The sequence below is a fragment of the Mucilaginibacter sp. P2_A5 genome (genome assembly GCF_056404995.1).
Map to the genome: position 1 here is coordinate 77,065 of NZ_JBFUCY010000010.1, position 19,907 is coordinate 96,971.

Annotated in this window: 16 protein-coding genes; 12 read left to right on the forward strand and 4 right to left on the reverse strand. The window is 45.1% G+C overall.

The genetic code is table 11. The annotated features are described in order from the left end of the window. Positions 1-98 precede the first annotated feature (98 nt). The 4 genes from AC1DXF_RS10510 (at position 99) to AC1DXF_RS10525 (ending at position 3,931) form a co-directional block, all read left to right on the forward strand. Positions 99-1,241 carry a toxic anion resistance protein gene (locus AC1DXF_RS10510; protein WP_477448301.1) on the forward strand — a complete coding sequence of 381 codons (1,143 nt, stop codon included), beginning with the start codon at positions 99-101 and terminating at the stop codon, positions 1,239-1,241. A gap of 262 nt (positions 1,242-1,503) precedes the next feature. Further along, on the forward strand, positions 1,504-2,466 hold the full coding sequence (locus AC1DXF_RS10515) for a hypothetical protein (protein ID WP_477448303.1): 963 nt from the start codon (positions 1,504-1,506) through the stop codon (positions 2,464-2,466). Between the two features lie 39 nt (positions 2,467-2,505). Next, positions 2,506-3,327, forward strand: coding sequence for a TerC family protein (locus AC1DXF_RS10520; protein WP_477448305.1), 822 nt, complete (start codon positions 2,506-2,508; stop codon positions 3,325-3,327). 139 nt (positions 3,328-3,466) lie between these two features. Beyond that, the gene (locus AC1DXF_RS10525; RefSeq protein ID WP_477448307.1) at positions 3,467-3,931 is read left to right on the forward strand and encodes a phosphatidylglycerophosphatase A family protein; all 465 of its coding nucleotides are present in this window, start codon (positions 3,467-3,469) and stop codon (positions 3,929-3,931) included. Positions 3,932-4,064: 133 nt separating this feature from the next. Here AC1DXF_RS10525 and AC1DXF_RS10530 read toward each other — a convergent pair whose 3' ends face one another. Next, the gene (locus AC1DXF_RS10530; RefSeq protein WP_477448309.1) at positions 4,065-5,303 is read right to left on the reverse strand and encodes an ABC transporter permease; all 1,239 of its coding nucleotides are present in this window, start codon (positions 5,301-5,303) and stop codon (positions 4,065-4,067) included. Between the two features lie 161 nt (positions 5,304-5,464). Between AC1DXF_RS10530 and AC1DXF_RS10535 the strand changes: the two genes are divergently transcribed. Continuing rightward, positions 5,465-6,196: a TlpA family protein disulfide reductase gene (locus AC1DXF_RS10535; RefSeq protein ID WP_477448310.1), complete on the forward strand. Its 732-nt coding sequence runs from the start codon at positions 5,465-5,467 to the stop codon at positions 6,194-6,196. A 126-nt stretch (positions 6,197-6,322) separates the two neighbouring features. Here the strand turns inward: AC1DXF_RS10535 and AC1DXF_RS10540 are convergent, their stop codons facing one another. Beyond that, positions 6,323-6,670, reverse strand: a complete 348-nt coding sequence (locus AC1DXF_RS10540; protein WP_477448312.1) for a HesB/IscA family protein — start codon at positions 6,668-6,670, stop codon at positions 6,323-6,325. 93 nt (positions 6,671-6,763) lie between these two features. Between AC1DXF_RS10540 and AC1DXF_RS10545 the strand changes: the two genes are divergently transcribed. The 3 genes from AC1DXF_RS10545 to dnaA all read left to right on the forward strand — a co-directional run bounded on the left by AC1DXF_RS10545 (position 6,764) and on the right by dnaA (position 10,708). Next, positions 6,764-7,294, forward strand: a complete 531-nt coding sequence (locus AC1DXF_RS10545) for a DUF7935 family protein (RefSeq protein ID WP_477448314.1) — start codon at positions 6,764-6,766, stop codon at positions 7,292-7,294. Between the two features lie 6 nt (positions 7,295-7,300). Next, positions 7,301-8,845, forward strand: coding sequence for an acyl-CoA mutase large subunit family protein (locus AC1DXF_RS10550; protein ID WP_477448315.1), 1,545 nt, complete (start codon positions 7,301-7,303; stop codon positions 8,843-8,845). 435 nt (positions 8,846-9,280) lie between these two features. After that, on the forward strand, positions 9,281-10,708 hold the full coding sequence (gene dnaA, locus AC1DXF_RS10555) for a chromosomal replication initiator protein DnaA (protein WP_090651550.1): 1,428 nt from the start codon (positions 9,281-9,283) through the stop codon (positions 10,706-10,708). Between the two features lie 160 nt (positions 10,709-10,868). On the opposite strand, the gene AC1DXF_RS10560 is transcribed toward dnaA, so the two are convergent. Further along, positions 10,869-11,561, reverse strand: coding sequence for an OmpW/AlkL family protein (locus AC1DXF_RS10560; RefSeq protein ID WP_477448316.1), 693 nt, complete (start codon positions 11,559-11,561; stop codon positions 10,869-10,871). A gap of 400 nt (positions 11,562-11,961) precedes the next feature. Between AC1DXF_RS10560 and AC1DXF_RS10565 the strand changes: the two genes are divergently transcribed. The 3 genes from AC1DXF_RS10565 (at position 11,962) to AC1DXF_RS10575 (ending at position 16,656) form a co-directional block, all read left to right on the forward strand. Further along, on the forward strand, positions 11,962-14,763 hold the full coding sequence (locus tag AC1DXF_RS10565; RefSeq protein ID WP_477448318.1) for a PKD domain-containing protein: 2,802 nt from the start codon (positions 11,962-11,964) through the stop codon (positions 14,761-14,763). Positions 14,764-14,903: 140 nt separating this feature from the next. Next, positions 14,904-15,722 (forward strand): thiol-disulfide oxidoreductase DCC family protein, encoded by an 819-nt coding sequence (locus AC1DXF_RS10570; RefSeq protein ID WP_477448320.1) that lies wholly within the window; start codon positions 14,904-14,906, stop codon positions 15,720-15,722. A 4-nt stretch (positions 15,723-15,726) separates the two neighbouring features. Further along, positions 15,727-16,656, forward strand: coding sequence for a TIGR01777 family oxidoreductase (locus AC1DXF_RS10575; RefSeq protein WP_477448322.1), 930 nt, complete (start codon positions 15,727-15,729; stop codon positions 16,654-16,656). A 681-nt stretch (positions 16,657-17,337) separates the two neighbouring features. Here the strand turns inward: AC1DXF_RS10575 and AC1DXF_RS10580 are convergent. Beyond that, the gene (locus AC1DXF_RS10580) at positions 17,338-18,882 is read right to left on the reverse strand and encodes a Do family serine endopeptidase (RefSeq protein ID WP_477448324.1); all 1,545 of its coding nucleotides are present in this window, start codon (positions 18,880-18,882) and stop codon (positions 17,338-17,340) included. Positions 18,883-19,114: 232 nt separating this feature from the next. Here AC1DXF_RS10580 and dapF point away from each other — a divergent pair, with 232 nt between their 5' ends. Continuing rightward, a complete protein-coding gene (dapF, locus tag AC1DXF_RS10585) occupies positions 19,115-19,900 on the forward strand; it encodes a diaminopimelate epimerase (protein WP_477448326.1) in 786 nt (261 codons plus the stop codon). The last annotated feature ends 7 nt before the right edge of the window (positions 19,901-19,907 follow it).

Below are 19,907 nucleotides of genomic sequence, written 5' to 3' on the forward strand. Positions count from 1 at the left end.
TCAATCACCGCTCACTACTGCCGACTGGCCATTCACTACTGACCATTCACCACTCACTACTGACCACTCACCAAAATCACCATTAAAAACTTAAGAAAATGGAAGGCGCACCAAACAACAACCCGATAAATATAACCCCGGTTACCCTGGATATAACTCCGGCACCGGGAACAACAACTCCTGTAAAATTGCTGGATAAGGAAGGCAATGTAGATTTAGCTAACATTACCCCTACCGAAGTTCAAAAATATAGCGAGGTGGCTAAGGCCCTCGACCCTAAGGATGTTAACTCCATCCTGAATTACGGCACCGACGTACAGGCGTCAATGGAAAAGTACAGTAACAACTTTTTAACTTCGGTACGTACCTATAACTCCGGCGAGGTTGGTTTACTGATCAACGACCTGCTTACCGAACTGAATTACATCGATGTGGATGAGCTGAACCAAAACGCATTCACCTCCTTTATCTCGCATATTCCTTTCATGAAAAAGCTGGTGTTTGATGCCAAAAAGCTTTTTCAGAAATACGATACGGTTATCAACAACATTGATAAAATAACCAATAAGATAAAAGCCGGTCGCGTTAATTCTTTAAAGGATAATAGTTCGTTGCAAACCATGTTTGATAGCAACGTGACTTACATTCACCAGATGGAAGAACTGATTATCTCGGGCCAGTTAAAGTACAATGAACTAAACGAGCAGCTGGCGCAAATGGATGCCAACCCATCTGCCTACAATGATTACGAAATTGCCGACCTGCGCGATTTTGTGAACCGACTTGACAAACGCCTCGCCGACTTGAAAGTGGTACGCTTTATTATGATGCAATCGCTGGCGCAAATTCGCGTAGTGCAAAGCAATAACACTACCATAGCCGAGAAAGCACAATCCATCGTATCAACCACCATTCCGGTTTGGAAAAACCAGCTCACCATAGCGGTTGCCCTCAACAGGCAAAAGGAAAATGTGGAGATGCAGAAAAAGATTTCGGATACAACCAACACTATCCTGCAAAAAAATGCCGAGTTGCTTAAACAAAACAGCATCGACGTTGCCCGCGAGAACGAAAAAACGGTAGTATCGCTTGATACGCTGAAAAAAACAACAGCATCGCTGATTGAAACCCTCACCGAGGTAAAACGTATTCATGATGAAGGCACAGCCAACAGGAAGGTACTCAACACAGAATTGCAGACACTGGAAACAGAGTTGAAGAAACATGTGACTAATGCGTAAGCCAGGCCCCGTCGTCCTTTATGTCATTATAAGGAACGAAGCAATCGCGAACCTTGCGTACACTGTATAGTTCGCGATTGCCGCGCTGCGCTCGCAATGACATAATTTCCCATCGTCTGTGTCCTCACAGGCGATTTGCATTTATAAGAACGGCAATGCAGTAACACAAAAGCCGGCACAGCATAAAAAATTTAATTTTTAAAGCCATCCCTTCCGGGGAGGATTTGGATGGGGCTTTTTTTCGTAAATTTGTACCTTATTCATGGACGAAAACAGGTTAAATATTTTAAATCAGAGTAACCGGATGCTCAGTAAGCTGCAACTGCTTTCTGTATTTTTTGGCGACGATATGATTTATAAAATTTACCTGCGCAGCCAGGTGATCCATAAACTGTTTGAAGCCAATCCCGAGTTGGATATGAATAAGCTCGATCTGTTCCACCTGCAGTTTACCCAAAGTTTGATAGACCTGCTCCGCAAGATCAAAAAGAACAACGAGACCAATGTAAGCCTGTTGTTTGACGAGATCCAGATTAACCGCGAGATGATTGAACGATTGAACGACCCTACCTATACCCTGGCAAACTTCAATCTCGAAAAACAAAGGCAAGCGCTCAAGATCAACCTGTCGTTACGCAAGCTGTTCCAGGTATTGTCAGATAGTTCAACAGAAAATCCTCTGTCTAAAAACATCAACGCCTTCAGTTCGCGGTTTGCGGCCGATTTTTTTTATACCATCAGCACCGATTTGATGGAAGAGGTTACGGCTTTTAATCTTGCGGACGTTTACAAAAATGAGTACGCCAAAATTCAGCGTAAGCTGATGGGGGTGTTGTGCAAATACGATTTTAAAACAGAGTTTTATTGCGGTTTAAAATCGGGCGCGCAGGTAACAGAGGTTTACAAGTTTATTGATACCGACAGGTATTTTATATATGCCCCGGGCGACAACCTGTTTGTGTTTTTTGATGTTGCAAAGATAGCCGGGCTGGATATGACCACCAACATGTCGAAAAAAGAACGGCTGATGTATGAGCTGAAGGATAAAAATGACAGGCTGGAGGGCAACGCCGCCGCTATGAAAGGCTATATGCCGCCAGAAATTGCCGCCCTGCTTGCCGACAATTATAAAAAGATCTCGGATATTACCTTCCTGGATAATATCAGTAATATTGATGTGCAAGCCAATATTTTAAAAAGCATGCTGAATACCGATTTAATTTAGTTTATTTAACCTTAACAAAAATACATTACCTGTTATAATATGGATTTTTTACATCAACTGCTTGGCACCGACATTAAAGCCGGTTTGCTGGTTATTTTAAACCTGATTTTGATAGAGAGCCTGCTATCTGTAGATAACGCGGCCGTGCTTGCAACGATGGTGCTCGACCTTCCAAAACACCAACGAAAAAGAGCTTTGAGGTACGGCATTATTGGCGCTTATGTATTGCGGGGCGTTTGTCTTTTCCTGGCCGCGTGGTTGGTAAAAATATGGTGGCTGAAACCCATTGGTGGCTTATACCTGTTATACCTTTGCTTTGATTATTTTAAAGGCAAAATTCAGGCAGCAAACGCAGGCGGGGAAGAGGAAGAAGTTGACAAAAACAAAAACTGGCTATACAAATCGACAGTGGGCGTATTTGGCGTATTTTGGGCTACCGTGGCATTGGTTGAATTGATGGACCTTGCCTTCTCTATCGATAACGTATTTGCGGCTGTAGCTTTTACAGATCATGTGGTTTTAATTTACATAGGCGTATTCATAGGCATACTGGCCATGCGTTTTGTTGCCCAGGCCTTTGTTAAGCTGATGGAAAAATTCACATTCCTGGAAACCGTAGCCTTTATTGTGATTGGTGTGCTGGGCTTAAAGTTATCGGCATCGTTGTACATCCACTTTTACCCGGAAACAGGTTTCTCTAAAATGATGGAAGGCGAAGGTGCCGATATAGCTACATCTATATTTACAGTAGCCATATTCATTATACCTGTATTAACATCAATGCTATTCAACTTCCCCAAACGCCACACCATCGAACCGGAAGTAGCCGAGGCTGCGGAGGATGTACTGGATAAGCAGTAGTTCGGTTGGCAGTTTTCAGTTAGCAGTTTTCAGTTGGCGGTTTTCAGTTGGCAGTTGGCAAAACTGGCCGGCTGTAAGTTAGTCTAACAAACTACGCACCAATGAACTAATGAACCAGTGAACAAATGAACGAATAACAATGAACTTCAACAAAATAATAGCCTCCATATTCGGTATAGGCTTTTTAAAAGGCGGCGGCACTTATGCGGCTATAGTTACCTGTGGTGGCATTTGGCTGTTGTGGCAATGTCCTGCCTTGCAAAACCCGTTTTATTTATTGGCTACAACCATCGTTATCACCCTTTGGGGTGTATACGTGAGCAACAAAGTTGAACCGGATTGGGGCGAAGATAGTTCGCGCGTGGTGATAGACGAAGTTGCCGGTATGCTCATCTCGGTATTGTTTTTACCGCAAACCCTTTACATTTTATTGGCCGGGTTGGTACTGTTCCGGTTTTTTGATATCGTTAAACCGCTTGGTATTCGCAAAATGGAAGCACTGCCCAGCGGTACCGGCGTAATGATGGACGATGTGCTGGCCGGAGTATACTCCAACGCCGTACTTTGGATAGGCTATTTTGCCTGGCTGAAGTTTAGCAGGTAATTTGAAAAAGATATTAATGCAAAATGCCGCTTGTTAACAACCTGCGGCATTTTTATTATGATAAGAATTATAGTGGGTTATATATTTTTAACTCTTGCTTTCAGCTTTGAGCCTTCTGCTTTAAGCGTTTCCGCTACTCGTACCGCAGGGCTTCAACCGGATCAAGTTTTGCAGCTTTTTTAGCCGGGTAATAACCGGATATCAACCCGATTAATGTACAAAGTACAACAGCGAATACGAGCCATCCCCAAGGCACGGCAAATGTTCCGCTTATCTGAACAGCGATGACGTTACCGGCAGCCATGCCCAATACTATGCCCGCAGCCCCGCCTATGAGGCATATTACTATCGCCTCAATTAAAAACTGTTTGCGTATTACCGCCGGCGTGGCGCCTATGGCTTTACGCACCCCAATTTCGCGGGTGCGTTCGGTTACCGATACCAGCATAATATTCATGAGGCCTATAGCGGCGCCAATTAATGTAATAATGCTGATGGCAAAACCACCGGCAGTAATCCCTTCCAACTGGCCGGATAATTCCTTCTGGATCGAATCGCTCCGTGATATTTCAAAATTGTCCTGGTTAGCCACATTCAGGCCGCGTACGTTCCTAAACAGCGAGGTGGCCTCGCCAAGGGTGGCGTCCAAAGCGCCTGGGCCTTTCACTTTAACCGTAACCGTATAGGATGCGTTTTTATTGGTGTCAATTTGCTTGGCTTTTAATATCGGGATAATGCAAAACTTGTCGCCACCAAATGAGCTTGAGCCCTTTGAGGCAATTACGCCTACTATTTTGTATTTATTACCGCCAATAAAAACGTTTTGGTTAACCGGATCGGAGTGTTTGAAAAGCTTTTGTTTTATCTCATCGCCAATGAGCACCACGTTTGAACCATGCTCCAGTTCGGAAGTTGAAAAATTACGGCCGAAGGAAAGTTTTTTACCACTGGTGGCCAGGTAGTTTTCGTTTGAGCCGGATATCGAGATATTCTGGTTTGTTTTTTCGCTGCCAAATTTAGCAACAGCGGTGCCGGTAACATCAATATTTACGGCAATAATAACGGGCAGCTTAAAGGTTTTTTTAAAGCGATCGGCCTGGTCATAAGTAATGGGCGGGTACATTTTACGGTGACCGCCATTACCAAAATTAAGTCCTTCGCCCCGGTTTTGTATGGTGAAGGAATTGGCCCCCAAATCGGCAAAGGCATCGTTGGTAAATTGCCTGATACCTTCAATGGCCGTTAAAATACTCACCAATGCCATAATGCCAATAGCGATAATTAAAGCCGTAAGCGATGTACGCAACCTGTTACCGGCAATGGATTGTAACGCTATCGAAATATTTTCTCTGTAGGAGGTTTTTACCGGCATGCTATCAAAATAAAAAACTTGCCCGTATGACTAAGCACTATACCAATTTGTTACAGCATCAAAAATGTTTTTATTGCACAGGCAGTATTCGAATTAGAGGTGCAAATATTATTGACGATTTGCTCAATAGATAATATATTACCTCCATAAATACCCGCCTTATGAAAACCTATATCATGTTATTTGTATTTGCCGCACTATGCCATTTTACCTGCATTGCCCAAAACGGTTCGACCACGGTTGTCAGAAGATCTATCGCCAGTATCGACAGGCAAACCCCTGTTGTCGACTCTGCCGGCAAAAAACTAACTTATGATGACTGGTACAACAAACTGATGACTGGCGAGTACACCTTGGCAGGTAGGCAAGCTCATGAAAAAGATACTGTATTTGTACTTAAAAGGCTTTCGGAGCAGCAAATAGCTATCTCAATGGCCAACATGCCACCGCCAACTACCGGCCCGTTTAAAAATGACGAGCAATCGGTTGAACCTTTTTACCTTAGCGGTATTGATAAATTCAAGTTGAAATCGAAGGATTGGCCAGGCAAAATCGTTGTCCTCAACTTTTGGTTTATCAACTGCCCGCCGTGCCGCCAGGAAATTCCCGAGTTAAATAAGTTGGTAACCAAATACGCCGGTAATCAAAACATCATATTCATCGGCATTTGCCTGGATAGCAAAAGCGACATTGAAAAGTTTATAAAAGAGACCCCGTTTGCCTATCACCTGGTAGCCGATGGTCGTTATTTTACTGATCCTTTAGGCATTCGCCAGTACCCCCTTAACATGGTAGTTGATAAACAAGGTATTATCAGGCTTAATACCGTAGGCTACGGGCCGCACTGGGCGAAGTTTATTGATGCAGCAATAGATAAATATAAGGACCTGTAAAATCCACAATACATAAAACAGGCAGCCCAATGGGCTGCCTGTATATCTAACTAATGAATCTTTCTTACGGTTTACTCCGGATAGATTCTTCGTCTTAACTCTTGCATTCTTAACTCTTGACTCTATTTACACCGAAAACGACGTTCCGCAACCGCAGCTGCTTGCCGCATTAGGGTTATTAAATGTAAAGCCACGGGCGTTTAAGCCATCCTGGAAATCTATCTGCATGCCCATCAGGTACATGCCGTGGGCTTTGTGCATAAACACTTTTATACCATCAATAATAAATTCCTGGTCGCCGTCCTTTTTCTGGTCAAAACCCAGTATGTAGCTCATACCCGAGCAGCCACCACCTTCAACACCAACACGCAGGCCAAACTCATCGCCAATCTCTTGCTGGTCCTTCAATTTAAAAAGTTCCTTAACGGCGCCCGGTGTAAATGATACCGGCAAAATTTCAACAGCAGTACTCATCTTATTTTTATTTAATCTATACAAATATAAGGTAAAATGTGGATTTTTACATCCACAGCTATTTTATGACCTCTATATAACATTTTAATAACCATGCTTACAACCCAATATTTACTCGATATTTTAAAGTTTACCATAGCCGGCGCCGGCGTTATATGGATAGCCTTTTACCTGGTTAAGCCCTATCTTGATAAGCAAAACCAGGTACAATTACTGGAGCTTAAACGCAGCGTAAGCAGCCAGACATTGCCTTTGCGGTTACAGGCTTATGAGCGGGTTGTTTTATTTATAGACCGTATTAATCCGGCTAACATGCTCATCCGCCTTAACGCGGGCGGTCTTTCGGCGGCCGATTTGCATATTGTTATTGTTAACGAGATTCGTACTGAGTTTCAGCACAACGTTACCCAGCAAATTTATGTAAGCAGCCGGGTTTGGGCTGTTATGAAAAGGGTTAAAGAAGATACCATGAGTTTGGTAAACAATGCCATAAAAGGCCTTCCCCAAAACGCCACCGCGATGGAGCTGAGTAAAACCGTGCTTATCCACCTAAGCCAGCTGGAAGATGATCCTTATGAAATTGCCATTAACCTGGTAAGACAGGACCTGGAGGAATTATTTTAACCCGCGATGCCAAAAAAATTCAGCACCACATCGGGTATCGAAATAAAGGAGGTTTACACCGAACCCTCCAAAATGGACGAACTGCCGGGCCAGTTCCCTTTTACACGCGGTATTCAAAAAGATATGTACCGGGGCAAAGCCTGGACCATGCGCCAATATGCCGGGTTTTCAACGGCCGAAGAATCAAACAAACGCTATCATTATTTATTAAGCCAGGGCACAACCGGCCTTTCGGTAGCTTTTGACCTGCCTACACAGATTGGTTATGATAGCGACCATGAGCTATCCGAAGGCGAAGTAGGCAAAGTTGGCGTGGCTATAGATTCGCTGGAAGATATCGAGATTTTGTTTGATGGCATCCAGCTAAAGGATATCACCACCAGCATGACCATTAATGCTACCGCCGCTATTTTGCTGGCCATGTACATCGCGTTAGCAAAAAAACAAGGAGCGGATTTAAGCCAAATATCAGGTACTATTCAAAACGATATATTAAAGGAGTATGCCGCCCGCGGCACTTATATATACCCGCCCACGCCATCTATGCGGTTAATTACCGATATATTCGAGTATTGCAGCAAAGAGGTGCCCAAATGGAATACCATATCCATATCCGGTTACCACATTCGCGAGGCGGGTTCAACGGCGGTACAGGAACTGGCCTTTACCCTGGCCAATGGCAAAGCCTATTTAAAAGCCGCGCTTGAAAAAGGGCTGGATATAAATGTATTTGCCAAACGCCTTTCTTTCTTTTTTAACTGCCATAATAACTTTTTCGAGGAGATAGCTAAATTCAGGGCCGCCCGGCGAATGTGGGCGCATATTACCAAAGAATTAGGAGCAACCGATGCCGGTGCGCAAAAGCTGCGTTTCCATACCCAAACCGGTGGATCGACCTTAACCGCACAACAACCGCTTAATAATATTATCAGGGTAAGTAACCAGGCTTTGGCCGCGGTGTTAGGCGGTACCCAATCCCTGCATACCAATGGTTACGACGAAGCATTATCCCTGCCAACCGAGGCCGCAGCTAAAATAGCCCTGCGTACCCAACAGATCATCGCCTTTGAAAGCGGCGTTACCGATACTGTAGATCCCCTGGCAGGATCGTACTTTATAGAAGCCCTCACCAACGAGGTAGAAGCCGCGGCACAATTGTATCTGGATAAGATAGACGCCATGGGCGGCGCTGTTAAAGCCATTGAGCAGGATTACATTCAACAGGAGATAGCCGCATCAGCATACCAGTACCAAAATGATATTGAAAGTGGCGATAAAATCCTGGTAGGTGTAAACAAATTTACCCAGCAGGAAGATGCTCCCTCGGGCGTGTTCAGGGTTGATGACTCCATCCGCAAAATGCAGATAGAAAAAATTAAAAAACTCAAAAACAAAAGAGATAACCAAGCTGTTGAAAGAACTTTACAACAATTAAGAATAGCGGCAAAGGGCACAGAAAATTTAATGCCTTTTATAGTATCTTCGGTTGAAAATTATGCTACCTTAGGAGAAATCGCGGATATACTGCGGGAGGTTTTTGGGGAATATTAGTATCGCGGGTGAAGCTTCAGGATTTGTGTGGGTACCGTGCCATAATTAACAAAAGAACAGCTTTTATTTTTAATAAGCATTAAACCAGTGCTTTAGTTTTTAGTGCAACGCAAAAGGCTAAAATGGCTAAACAATTGCCTTTATTTTACCGTATAGCTGCAAAAAAAACGGCGCTATCCAGGTGGTTTTTAACGGATTAATCGAAAAGGATAAAAATTAATTTTTAAATAATTCAATTGCGTTTTTTATTACAAAACATTGCGTTATATACAAATTTTATACTTAAAAACAACTTTTGTTGATAACTTACGAAATGTTAAAAAAGTGAAAATTTAATTTTTTTATACACTTTTTTTGGACACATTTGATGTTCCGTAACAGTCCCGAAAGAAGTTGACTGAGGGGTTGGAAATCAAATAATTACTTATATTTACTATGGAAAAAACTTGTACTAACGTTTGGAATAGCTGTCTTCAGATCATAAAGGACAACATACCGGCACAGAGCTTTAAAACCTGGTTCGAGCCGATAAAAGCCTTAAGAATGGAAGGGAGTGTCTTGACGATACAAGTACCAAGTTTGTTTTTTTACGAATGGCTTGAAGAGCACTACGTAGGGTTATTGCGCAAAACAATTAAAAAACAATTGGGCGATGAAGGGCGTTTAGAGTACAATATTGTTGTTGAGCAATCATCATCAAGTAAACCCTATACAACTAATATGCCCTCGAACGGAAATGGAGCCGAGTCAAAAAATCAGTCGATGCCGATCCCTATCTCAATAAATAAGGACATTAAAAATCCTTTTGTGATACCCGGCCTTAAAAAGTTAAATGTCGACCCGCAACTGAACAGGAACTATACCTTCGAAAATTTTGTTGAAGGGGATTGCAACCGTTTGGCCAGATCGGCCGGTTACGCAGTGGCTGCAAAACCAGGAGGTACTTCATTTAACCCTTTGATGATTTATGGCGGCGTAGGTTTAGGTAAAACACACCTTGCCCAGGCCATCGGTAACGAAATAAAACGTTCACTGCCCGATAAACTGGTACTTTATGTATCGTGCGAGAAATTTACACAGCAATTTGTAGACGCGCTTAAACATAATAACATTAACGATTTTGTTAACTTTTACCAGGCCATTGATGTGCTCATTATGGATGATGTACACAACTTTGCCGGTAAAGAAAAAACACAGGATTTCTTCTTCCATATTTTCAACCACCTGCACCAAAGCGGCAAACAACTGATCATTACATCAGATAAAGCGCCAAAAGACCTGGCTGGTTTAGAAGAGCGCCTGTTATCAAGGTTTAAATGGGGCCTGTCGGCCGATTTACAGATCCCCGACCTGGAAACCCGTATGGCTATCCTTAAAAATAAAATCTACCAGGATGGCATCGAACTATCAAACGATGTTATTGAGTATGTAGCTCATAATATTGATAACAATGTACGTGAACTGGAAGGCGCAATGGTATCGTTACTGGCTCAATCAACCCTTAACCGTAAGGAGATTGACCTGAACCTTGCCAAACAAATGTTGAAAAACTTTGTGAAAAACTCATCAAAAGAAATTTCGATGGAGTATATCCAAAGCCTGGTTTGTGAATATTTTGAAGTACCTATCGAGATGGTGAAATCACAAACCCGCAAACGCGAAATTGTGCAGGCCCGCCAGATATCAATGTACCTGGCCAAGGCGCATACCAAAAGCTCATTAAAATCAATAGGCAATTTTTTTGGCGGCCGCGATCACTCTACCGTGATTTATGCCTGCCAAACGGTGGAAGATTTGATTGATACCGATAAAAAGTTCAAAGGCTACGTTGCCGACATCCAAAAGAAGCTAAAAATGTCATAACCGACCTGTTAATCATATTACGATGGGCCCTGTATCAATATACAGGGCTTTTTTGTTGAAAAAAAACCAACATATAAAATAAAGAAATACAAAAACCACCGCAAGGATGGTTGCCTGCGATGGTTACAATTAATTGCTTGTTGATATCGTTACCTGATTTTTATTTAAACCGGGCGCCAAACCCAATGCCGATAAGCCAGGGATTAATTTTAACATCAGCTTTGATACCGGCAAGTGTAGGCGCCAATTCGGGACTTGATGCCGGTGTTAAATTAGATGCATCAACCGTTGCGTTGGTGGATAGGAACACTTTCTTAACGTCTATGTTCAAAAAGAATTTCTTATTCAGATCATAGTCGAATCCGACCTGCGTGGCGAAGGCAAATTTATTTTGATAAGTAACATTTTTTACCACGGAGCCCGCGTTGGCGTTATAAAAAATGGTGTAGTTGGCGCCCGCGCCTAAGTATGGTTTAAACGCAGTACCCGTTGGCAGGTGATATTGAAGTGTGAGCGTTGGCGGCAACAGCGAAACCTTGCCCAGCGTAACATCGGCAGATGAGCTACCGCCAATAGCCGTTAAATTTGAGGCCGTGGTGTTTACTTTATGCCTTGATGTGCCCAGTATCAGTTCGGCCGAAAAATCCTTCATAAAGTAGTACGTAAAATCGATTTCGGGAATAACAACCTTGCTAATATTGATACCGCCACCGATAACACCAATAGCTGCACTTTCCTGCGGGGCAACATATACGCCGCGAACGCGTACGTCCCACTCATTTTTTTGTTGACCAAAACCTCTTAAAGAGGCAATCATTAATATTGTAAAAACGGATAATAATAATTTGTTCATGTTGTTTGATTTTTAATTATAGGTCAAAGATATTTGCCATATAGCAGCTAAATATGCCTTAAGCCACGAAGCAGAATGATATAAATCATGGCTATTTAGAAGATTGCGAGGTAATTTTACGAGGGCATATTCATGTGCCTAAAAAAGCCTGCAGCAGATGATTAACCACCTGCATCCAGCGCCCATGAATCAACAAACAAAACGTGCCCCTCCCTCAAACCTGTTTTAGTTTAAATGATGGATTTCATTTACCGATTGAAACAGCCAGTTAATCGATACATTACTATAAATACGCCTATGTTACAACATCTTTAGTACAGATTGGCTGCTTGCTTACTCCCTTTGGTAGGCATCGGTTCGCGTTATTGCGCCAATTCACCATAATTAATTGTGCTTATAGATGTTGTTTACTTTAAAGCCCGGCAAGCTGCTTGCCCTTATCGCCTGTCTTCTGTTCATCCTGTTTACATACCGCCGGGCCGGGGCACAAAGCCTGGGCGATCCGGTAGTTAAAATTACCTTTGGTTCGGGTACGGCCTCAAGAGCAGGCGCACTATCGGCAGATTCGGGCACCACCACTTATGTTTACAGCGCAAGCGGGCAAATTGGCGAAAATTACTACACCATAACCAACCAAAGCAATACTACGGTACACGGCGGCTTTGTAACGAGTTATGATCACGACTACGAAACAACTGGCAATACCAACGGCTATATGATGGTGGTAAACGGCAACGTGCAGGCAGGAACCGTTTATACCCGTACTGTACCCGGCCTTTGCGGCAATACCCAATACCAGTTTGGCGTTTGGATAAAAAACGTACTATCAACCGGTGGCATACTGCCTAATATGGTTTTTCACATTTACGCCGCCGACGGCGTAACCGAATTAGGTACCGGCGTATCAACCGGCGATGTCCCTACCGGTAATGTATGGCATAATTATACCGCAAACTTTACCTTACCCGCTGGCACTGGTGACGTAGTTATTAAACTGGTAAGTAATGCCAGCGGCACGCAGGGCAACGATTTCGCGGTAGATGATATAACCTTTAGCCCTTACGGATCAACCGTTTCGGCTGTTTTCAACGGTTCAACTACCGGTACCGAAACCACTTGTGCGGGTTCGGCGCAAACCTATACCATTAATGCCACCAGTACCCTGGCCAGCGGCTATGTGCAAAAACTGCAGGTTTATACCAATGGCGCATGGACAGACCTCAGTACCGCCGGCACAGCAACTACTTATACTATAACCGCCCCTACTATGGCCGGCACCTACTTGTACCGCCTGGTTTCGGCAATAACAGCAAATATCACATCGGCCAGCTGCGTTGTGGCATCCAACAACCTGACACTGGTAGTTACCCCGGCGCCGGCAGCCGCATTTACCGTTGCCGGGCAAACCTGCCTGGGCACGGCCAATGTATTTACCGATGCCTCGGTAACCAACGGATCAACCATACAATCCTGGGCCTGGAACTTTGGCGACGGGCAAACGTCGGCATTGCAAAGCCCTTCGCATACCTACACTAAAACCGGCACTTATACGGTAACGCTTACCGTGACAGGCAATACCGGGTGTACGCCATCGGTTGCTACCAAAACCGTAACCATCAATGCGCTGCCGGTAGCGGCGTTCGGCTTTACCACGCCCGATTGTTTAACCCAGGCGGTTACCATTACCGATCAGTCAACAACCGGCACGGGTACAATTACCACCTGGCTATGGGATTACGGCGACGGCGCAACCGAAACCAAAACCACCAATACAGCCTTTACCCACCTGTACACCAAGGCCGGTACTTATAGTTTAAAGCTAACCATAACCAATACTGGCGGGTGTACTGCCACACTTACAAAAACCCTTGCGGTAAGTCCGCTGCCGGTGGCGGCATTCAGCATGCCCGATGTTTGCCTGGCCGATGCATCGGCCACGTTTACGGATAACAGTACTATTGCCGACAATACCACCGGCAGCTTTACCTATCTGTGGAATTTTGGCGATGGCAATGCAACTACCGCCAATCCCAATACATCCACCCTGAAAAGCCCATCTCATAAATATACCCAGGCGGCGGTATACCCGGTTACGCTTACCGTAACGTCGGCAAGCGGCTGTACAGCTACTATTACCCAAAGCTTTACAGTAAATGGATCGATACCCGTAGCATCATTTACAGTAGCCAATACATCAGCGCTGTGCAGCGATCAGCAGGTAACATTCACCAACACCTCTACCGTCGATTTTGGCAGCATTACCAAAGTAGAATGGTATTACGACTATGGTAACAACCCCGGCACTGTTGAAACAGACGAAAGCCCGGCCTACGGCAAGTTATATTACCACACTTATACGGCTTTTCATACCCCGGCCACACAAAACTACCAGGTGCGCATGGTTGCTTATTCTGGCGGTAGTTGTGTATCCGTTGTCGATAAAACCATCACCCTGCTTGCCGTGCCTGATATAACTTTTACCGCGCCATCGGCAGTATGTATTAACAGCGGCACTGTACAGCTGGCCGCCCGGGAAACCTCTGGAATATCCGGTACGGGCGCGTACTCAGGCACGGGCGTAAACGCCACCGGCTTGTTTGACCCGGCTGTAGCAGGGGCCGGTACTTTTACTATAAACTATGTTTACACGGCCACAAATTCCTGCCCGGTTTCGGCAAGCCAGGCAATTACGGTTAACCCTATCCCGGTTATTACCACCGGCCCCGATATTACCGTGCTATCCGGCGGAACCGCTAAACTGCCGGCAACCGCCCAGGGTACCGGCCTCACCTATTTATGGTCGCCAACCACCTACTTAAATGATGCCACCCTGCTAAACCCAACCGTTACCCCTACCGATGATATTACCTATACACTCACAGTAACCAACAGTTCGGGCTGCTTGGTAAGCGGGCAGGTGAATGTTTCGGTATTGCAGGGGCCGGTGGTACCCAATGCCTTCTCGCCCAATGGCGATGGCGTTAACGACCAATGGAACATCAAATACCTGAACACCTACGCCAACTGCACTGTAGAAGTTTATAACCGTTACGGCGCCAAACTATTCGCCTCCACAGGTTACGCTGTCCCCTGGGATGGTACTTATAAAGGTACGGCGGTACCCGGTGGCGTATATTACTATATCATCAATCCCAAACATGGCAGGAGTACCATGTCAGGGTCCTTGACAATCGTCAGGTGATTTGCAAAAACAGGTTAAAAATTTAAACTAATCTGCAGGAAGAAAAATCTAGTTTGATGATTTATTTTATATTTTCAATAATTATTGAAAATATAAAATAAACTATATATTTGTGTTGTCAATCAACAACACGTAAAACAATGAAAACGCTTAACAACCACATGATCCTTTTTGATGCCGAATGCCCCATGTGCAGTGTTTATACCAAAGCCTTTGTAAAAACCGGCATGCTTGACAATGGTGGCCGGGCTGCTTACCAAACCTTGCCCCAAAACGCCTGCCCTGTTTATGACAGGCAACGCGCCGTTAACGAAATAGCCCTCATCAACCTGGATAGCGGCGAAGTGACCTATGGCATCAAAAGCCTGTTTAAAATTCTGGGCAACACCTGGCCGGTGTTTAATCCCCTGTTTGCTTTTAAGCCCTTTGCCTGGCTGATGAGCAAGGTTTACGCTTTTGTATCCTACAACAGGCGGGTAATTATTCCGCCGGTGCATGAGGATGCGGCCTTTGCTTACAAACCATCCTTCAAGTTGCATTACCGCATAGCCTACCTGCTGTTTACCTGGTTTTGTACAGCATTTATATTAACCCGCTACGCGCATTTGCTGGTGGGCATGGCGCCACTCGGCAATAGCTACCGCGAATACCTGGTTTGCGGCGGGCAAATAGCTGTGCAGGCCGCTGTAATAAGTGCATATGCCAAAGACAAAGCCTGGACTTACCTTGGCAATATGATGACCATCTCATTTGCGGGCAGTTTGTTATTGCTTGTACCACTCACTGTTAATCAGTGGTTTCAACTTGGCCCGTTGGTATATGCCGTGTGCTTCCTGTCTGTAGCCGGGCTAATGTTTTTGGAACATGTTCGCCGTACCAAACTCTTGCAGCTGGGTTGGGTAATGACCATCAGTTGGGTAAGCTACCGCATTGTTTTATTGATCCTGATCTTAAACTGATATCATGAAAGCGTACAAAAAAATAGTGCTCGCCGGTGGCAATGGCTACCTGGGCACCATGCTGGCCAAATATTATAAAGATCTGGCTGATGAGGTCATTATCCTGGCCCGCAAACAAGCCCCCGCTATCGGGAACATCCGCACCGTGGTTTGGGATGGCAAAACAGAAAACGGCTGGACAGTGCAACTCATTCACGCGGATATGCTCATTAACCTTTGCGGTAAAAACGTAAACTGCCGGTATAACAAAAAGAACAGGGCCGAAATCATCAGTTCCCGCGTTGTGCCTACCAAACTATTGGGCGATGTGATTCATAAAATGACCGATCCGCCAAAGCTGTGGATCAACATTACCTCTGCCACTATTTACCGCCATGCCGAAGACCATCCGCAGGACGAAACTACCGGCGAAATAGGCTACGGTTTCAGCATCGACGTATGCAAGATATGGGAAGGCACTTTCTTTAAGTGCGAAACACCGCACACCCGGAAAATAGCTTTGCGCCTGGGCATCGCGCTTGGTCGTAGTGGCAGCGTTTTTCCGCGCCTGCTCAACCTGGTGAAAATGGGAATGGGCGGCCGGCAGGGCGACGGGCAACAATACCTGGCCTGGGTGCATGAGCATGATGTTGCCCGCAGCACACAATTTTTGCTGAATCACCCTGAAACGGAAGGCATTTACAACTGCGCAGCCCCATATGGCGAAAAGAACACCGATTTTATGCGCCACATCCGCGAAGCGTACGGTATGCCTGTTGGCCTGCCTGCGCCGCAATGGTTACTGGAGATTGGCGCCTTTATTATTGGCACCGAACCGGAGCTGATATTAAAAAGCCGCTGGGTAAAACCGCAGCGCCTGCTTGATGCCGGTTTTGCCTTTCAGTACGAAAAGGCGGAGTATGCGATACATGATATTTTGAGTATAAAGGGATAGGGCCGGACCAAATGGATAATGGCGATCTGTGAGGACACAGATCGCGGGATAGGAGTACATAAAGTTTAACACATTGATTTTCTGTTCAAATAACAGTAATGTGCAATAAACAGCCTTTATACAAACAAGCTTGATGTCTTTTGCCAGATACTTAAGCTCCTGACAGTCAGATACTATAGTGTTCCACACCGCGTTTGCGATAAAATACAAACTGTTGATTATCAGACACAATGCGTTCCAAAGCGCTCCGCATGTTCCAGTCAGTTCCGGTGGAACACTTTTGCAGGGCCGCATTAAAAAACGGGCCGGCTCTATGGGGGGGGGTATGGTTTAAGTGAGGCGCCGGCTTTGAACGCTGGCGAAAACTCACCCGGCTACGCTACGCTGGCCAACCCTCCGGCTGCGCCGCAAAGAGGGTGAAGCCTTATTTGCTTTTCCTTTTTAGCCCTTCTATGCGACGCAGTCGGAGGGGCAGACGTCCGTTAGCTAATGGATCGTCGGGGTGAGTCGAATCACCAAAATTATTCCCCTTTCAAAGCCCCATTTTTTATATCCAGTCTCCATAACAACAAAAGCCCGGCGAGTGCCGGGCTTTTGTTGTTATCTGTGCACCTAAATCTGCACATCTGAAACGGCGAAGCCCTCAACGAAGTTAATCCGCATATCTGCACATCAAGATGCTTATTGCACCTGGAACATGTTGTTAAAGTTTGTTCCGTCAGGGTAATAGCCCGAAATTACGAGGTTACCATTGCGCAGGTTGGTGATCACTTTATCAATATCGGCCACGCTGTTGATTGGCGATTTATTGATGCTGGTGATGATAGATCCCACAGGGATTTCAAAGCTATCAAACACCCTGCCTTCGCGCACCTGGGTTACCATAACACCCGAATTTACATGGAATTTCGCTTTTTGGGCCGGGGTTAATGGCTGGAAGCTTGCACCCAGTTTGTTAAACAATTCCTCGGCCGATTTTGATACGGCTGCTGTGCGGGTACCCGTAGGATTCGCGTCTGCTTTAAGCGTTACGGCAAAGGTTTTCTCTTTACCATCACGCAGCACGGTAAGATTTATTTTATCGCCTGGCTGCATACGGCCCACATGTTCCTGCAGGTCTGATGATTCATAAACGGGAATACCCTCTACTTTTTCGATGATATCGCCCTTTTGAATCCCCGCTTGTTGTGCACCGCCGTCCTCAACCAGGTCATTAACATATAAGCCGGTGGTGTTGTTGATGTTCAATTTTTGAGCCACATCCGGATTAAGCTCGGTAAAGTTTACGCCAATAAATCCACGTTTAACCGAACCAAACTTTTTAATATCGTTCAATACTTTTTTGGCCAGGTTAACCGGGATGGCAAAGCCGTAGCCTTCATATGATCCTGTATGCGATGCTATCGCGGCGTTAATACCTATCAGCTCGCCTTTGGTGTTTACAAGTGCGCCTCCGCTGTTACCGGGATTAATAGCGGCATCTGTTTGGATGAACGACTCGATAGCCTTGTTCAGCTTAGGCGTAGTTTGCTGGTTGCGGGTACGGCCAAACGGATTGCTCTCGTCCTGGTTGTCCTGGCTGCCAATAATGCCTATGTTGCGGCCTTTAGCACTGATAATACCGGCAGTAACAGTTGAATTAAGGTTGAAAGGGTTACCAACGGCCAATACCCATTCGCCTACACGCGCATCATCTGAGTTGCCTAATTTTACAATCGGGAGGTCAGTAGCGCTGATCTTGATCAGGGCAAGATCGGTGCTTGGGTCGGTACCAATCACTTTGGCCTGGAAGGTGCGGTGATCGTTGGTAGCAACGGTAATTTTATCGGCTTTTTCGACCACGTGGTTATTGGTTACGATGTACCCGTCATTTGAAATGATTACACCCGATCCTGATGCCATTTGCGGGCCCTGCGGGCGTATGCGCTGGCCAAACATATCGCCAAACATCTGCTCAAACTGGTCTTGTCCGCTGCTGCCCGATTGGCTGCTGTAGGTAGTACGAATGTAAACCACCGCGGGCGTTACAGCAGCAGCGGCCTCGGTAAAATCAAGCGAACCTGTTGAGGATACTACAGGTGCCGATGGGTTACTGGTAAAATAAACTTTTTGTTTGTCTTCGAAGCTTAGGTTGTCAGAATACTTGTTTTCGATAACCTTGTAAGTGCCTAAAGCCATGGCTCCTCCAACAAAAGCGGTTAATAATGTTAAACCAATCTTTTTCATCTTTATATTTGCCTTTCTTTATTTTGTTTATAATTAACAAATCAAATTTAATACCATATAGACGACATAAGCAATGATAAGTTATCAGGTTTTTTGTTAAAATTTGTTAAAAGATTTTTATTTAATTTTATTTCGGGTTTCGGATGTTCGATTTCGGATTTATTAAGCTTGAAGTCTGTCAAGTCTCCCCTACCGGGGGAGATTTAGAAGGGGCTAACTAAATGACATTATTGTGAAGTTACGATTTTATAAATACCAGGGCGCAGGCAATGATTTTATCCTGGTTGATAACCGCCAGAATATAGTTGATCACAGCAACCCTAAGCTGATTGCGGGCCTGTGCGATCGCCGTTTTGGAATTGGCGGCGATGGTATGATGTTTTTACAAAACAAAGAAGGCTTTGATTTTGAGATGGTTTACTACAATGCCGACGGCCAGCCCAGCAGCATGTGTGGCAATGGCGGCAGGTGTATTGTGGCCTTTGCAAAATTTTTAGGTGTGATAGATACCGAAACTGAATTTTTGGCGGTTGACGGACCACACCATGCCAAAATTTCAGCGGAAGGCAATTGGGTAAGCCTGCAAATGATAGATGTTAAGGAATTGAAAACCGACCTGGATGCCTATGTGCTCAACACCGGGTCGCCACATTACGTGAAACTGGTTGACGACCTGGCGCACCGCGATGTATTCCATGAGGGTAAAGCCATCCGTAACAACGCTACCTACCGCGAGAAAGGAATCAACGTAAACTTTGTTGAGCCGGCTGATGATGGTTACTTTGTGCGCACATTTGAACGGGGCGTCGAGGACGAAACATTTGCCTGCGGAACAGGAGTTACCGCGGTAGCGCTTGCCATGGCCAGCCATAACCAGCAAACCGGGCACATTGATACGCCCATAAAAGTATTGGGCGGTAATCTTAACATCCGCTTTAATTACGATGGCAAGGTTTTTACCGATATATTTTTAGAAGGCCCCGCAGTGCAGGTGTTTGATGGCGTGGTGGAGATATAATCATTTA

Excerpts from the sequence above, each read along its gene's own strand:
- AC1DXF_RS10520 (WP_477448305.1), top strand. The coding sequence starts at position 2,506 with ATGGATTTTTTACATCAACTGCTTGGCACCGACATTAAAGCCGGTTTG.
- AC1DXF_RS10570 (WP_477448320.1), top strand. The coding sequence starts at position 14,904 with ATGAAAACGCTTAACAACCACATGATCCTTTTTGATGCCGAATGCCCC.
- AC1DXF_RS10515 (WP_477448303.1), top strand. The coding sequence starts at position 1,504 with ATGGACGAAAACAGGTTAAATATTTTAAATCAGAGTAACCGGATGCTC.
- AC1DXF_RS10580 (WP_477448324.1), bottom strand. The coding sequence starts at position 18,882 with ATGAAAAAGATTGGTTTAACATTATTAACCGCTTTTGTTGGAGGAGCC.
- AC1DXF_RS10575 (WP_477448322.1), top strand. The coding sequence starts at position 15,727 with ATGAAAGCGTACAAAAAAATAGTGCTCGCCGGTGGCAATGGCTACCTG.
- AC1DXF_RS10560 (WP_477448316.1), bottom strand. The coding sequence starts at position 11,561 with ATGAACAAATTATTATTATCCGTTTTTACAATATTAATGATTGCCTCT.
- dnaA (WP_090651550.1), top strand. The coding sequence starts at position 9,281 with ATGGAAAAAACTTGTACTAACGTTTGGAATAGCTGTCTTCAGATCATA.
- AC1DXF_RS10530 (WP_477448309.1), bottom strand. The coding sequence starts at position 5,303 with ATGCCGGTAAAAACCTCCTACAGAGAAAATATTTCGATAGCGTTACAA.
- AC1DXF_RS10510 (WP_477448301.1), top strand. The coding sequence starts at position 99 with ATGGAAGGCGCACCAAACAACAACCCGATAAATATAACCCCGGTTACC.
- AC1DXF_RS10565 (WP_477448318.1), top strand. The coding sequence starts at position 11,962 with ATGTTGTTTACTTTAAAGCCCGGCAAGCTGCTTGCCCTTATCGCCTGT.
- AC1DXF_RS10545 (WP_477448314.1), top strand. The coding sequence starts at position 6,764 with ATGCTTACAACCCAATATTTACTCGATATTTTAAAGTTTACCATAGCC.
- AC1DXF_RS10525 (WP_477448307.1), top strand. The coding sequence starts at position 3,467 with ATGAACTTCAACAAAATAATAGCCTCCATATTCGGTATAGGCTTTTTA.
- AC1DXF_RS10540 (WP_477448312.1), bottom strand. The coding sequence starts at position 6,670 with ATGAGTACTGCTGTTGAAATTTTGCCGGTATCATTTACACCGGGCGCC.
- AC1DXF_RS10550 (WP_477448315.1), top strand. The coding sequence starts at position 7,301 with ATGCCAAAAAAATTCAGCACCACATCGGGTATCGAAATAAAGGAGGTT.
- AC1DXF_RS10535 (WP_477448310.1), top strand. The coding sequence starts at position 5,465 with ATGAAAACCTATATCATGTTATTTGTATTTGCCGCACTATGCCATTTT.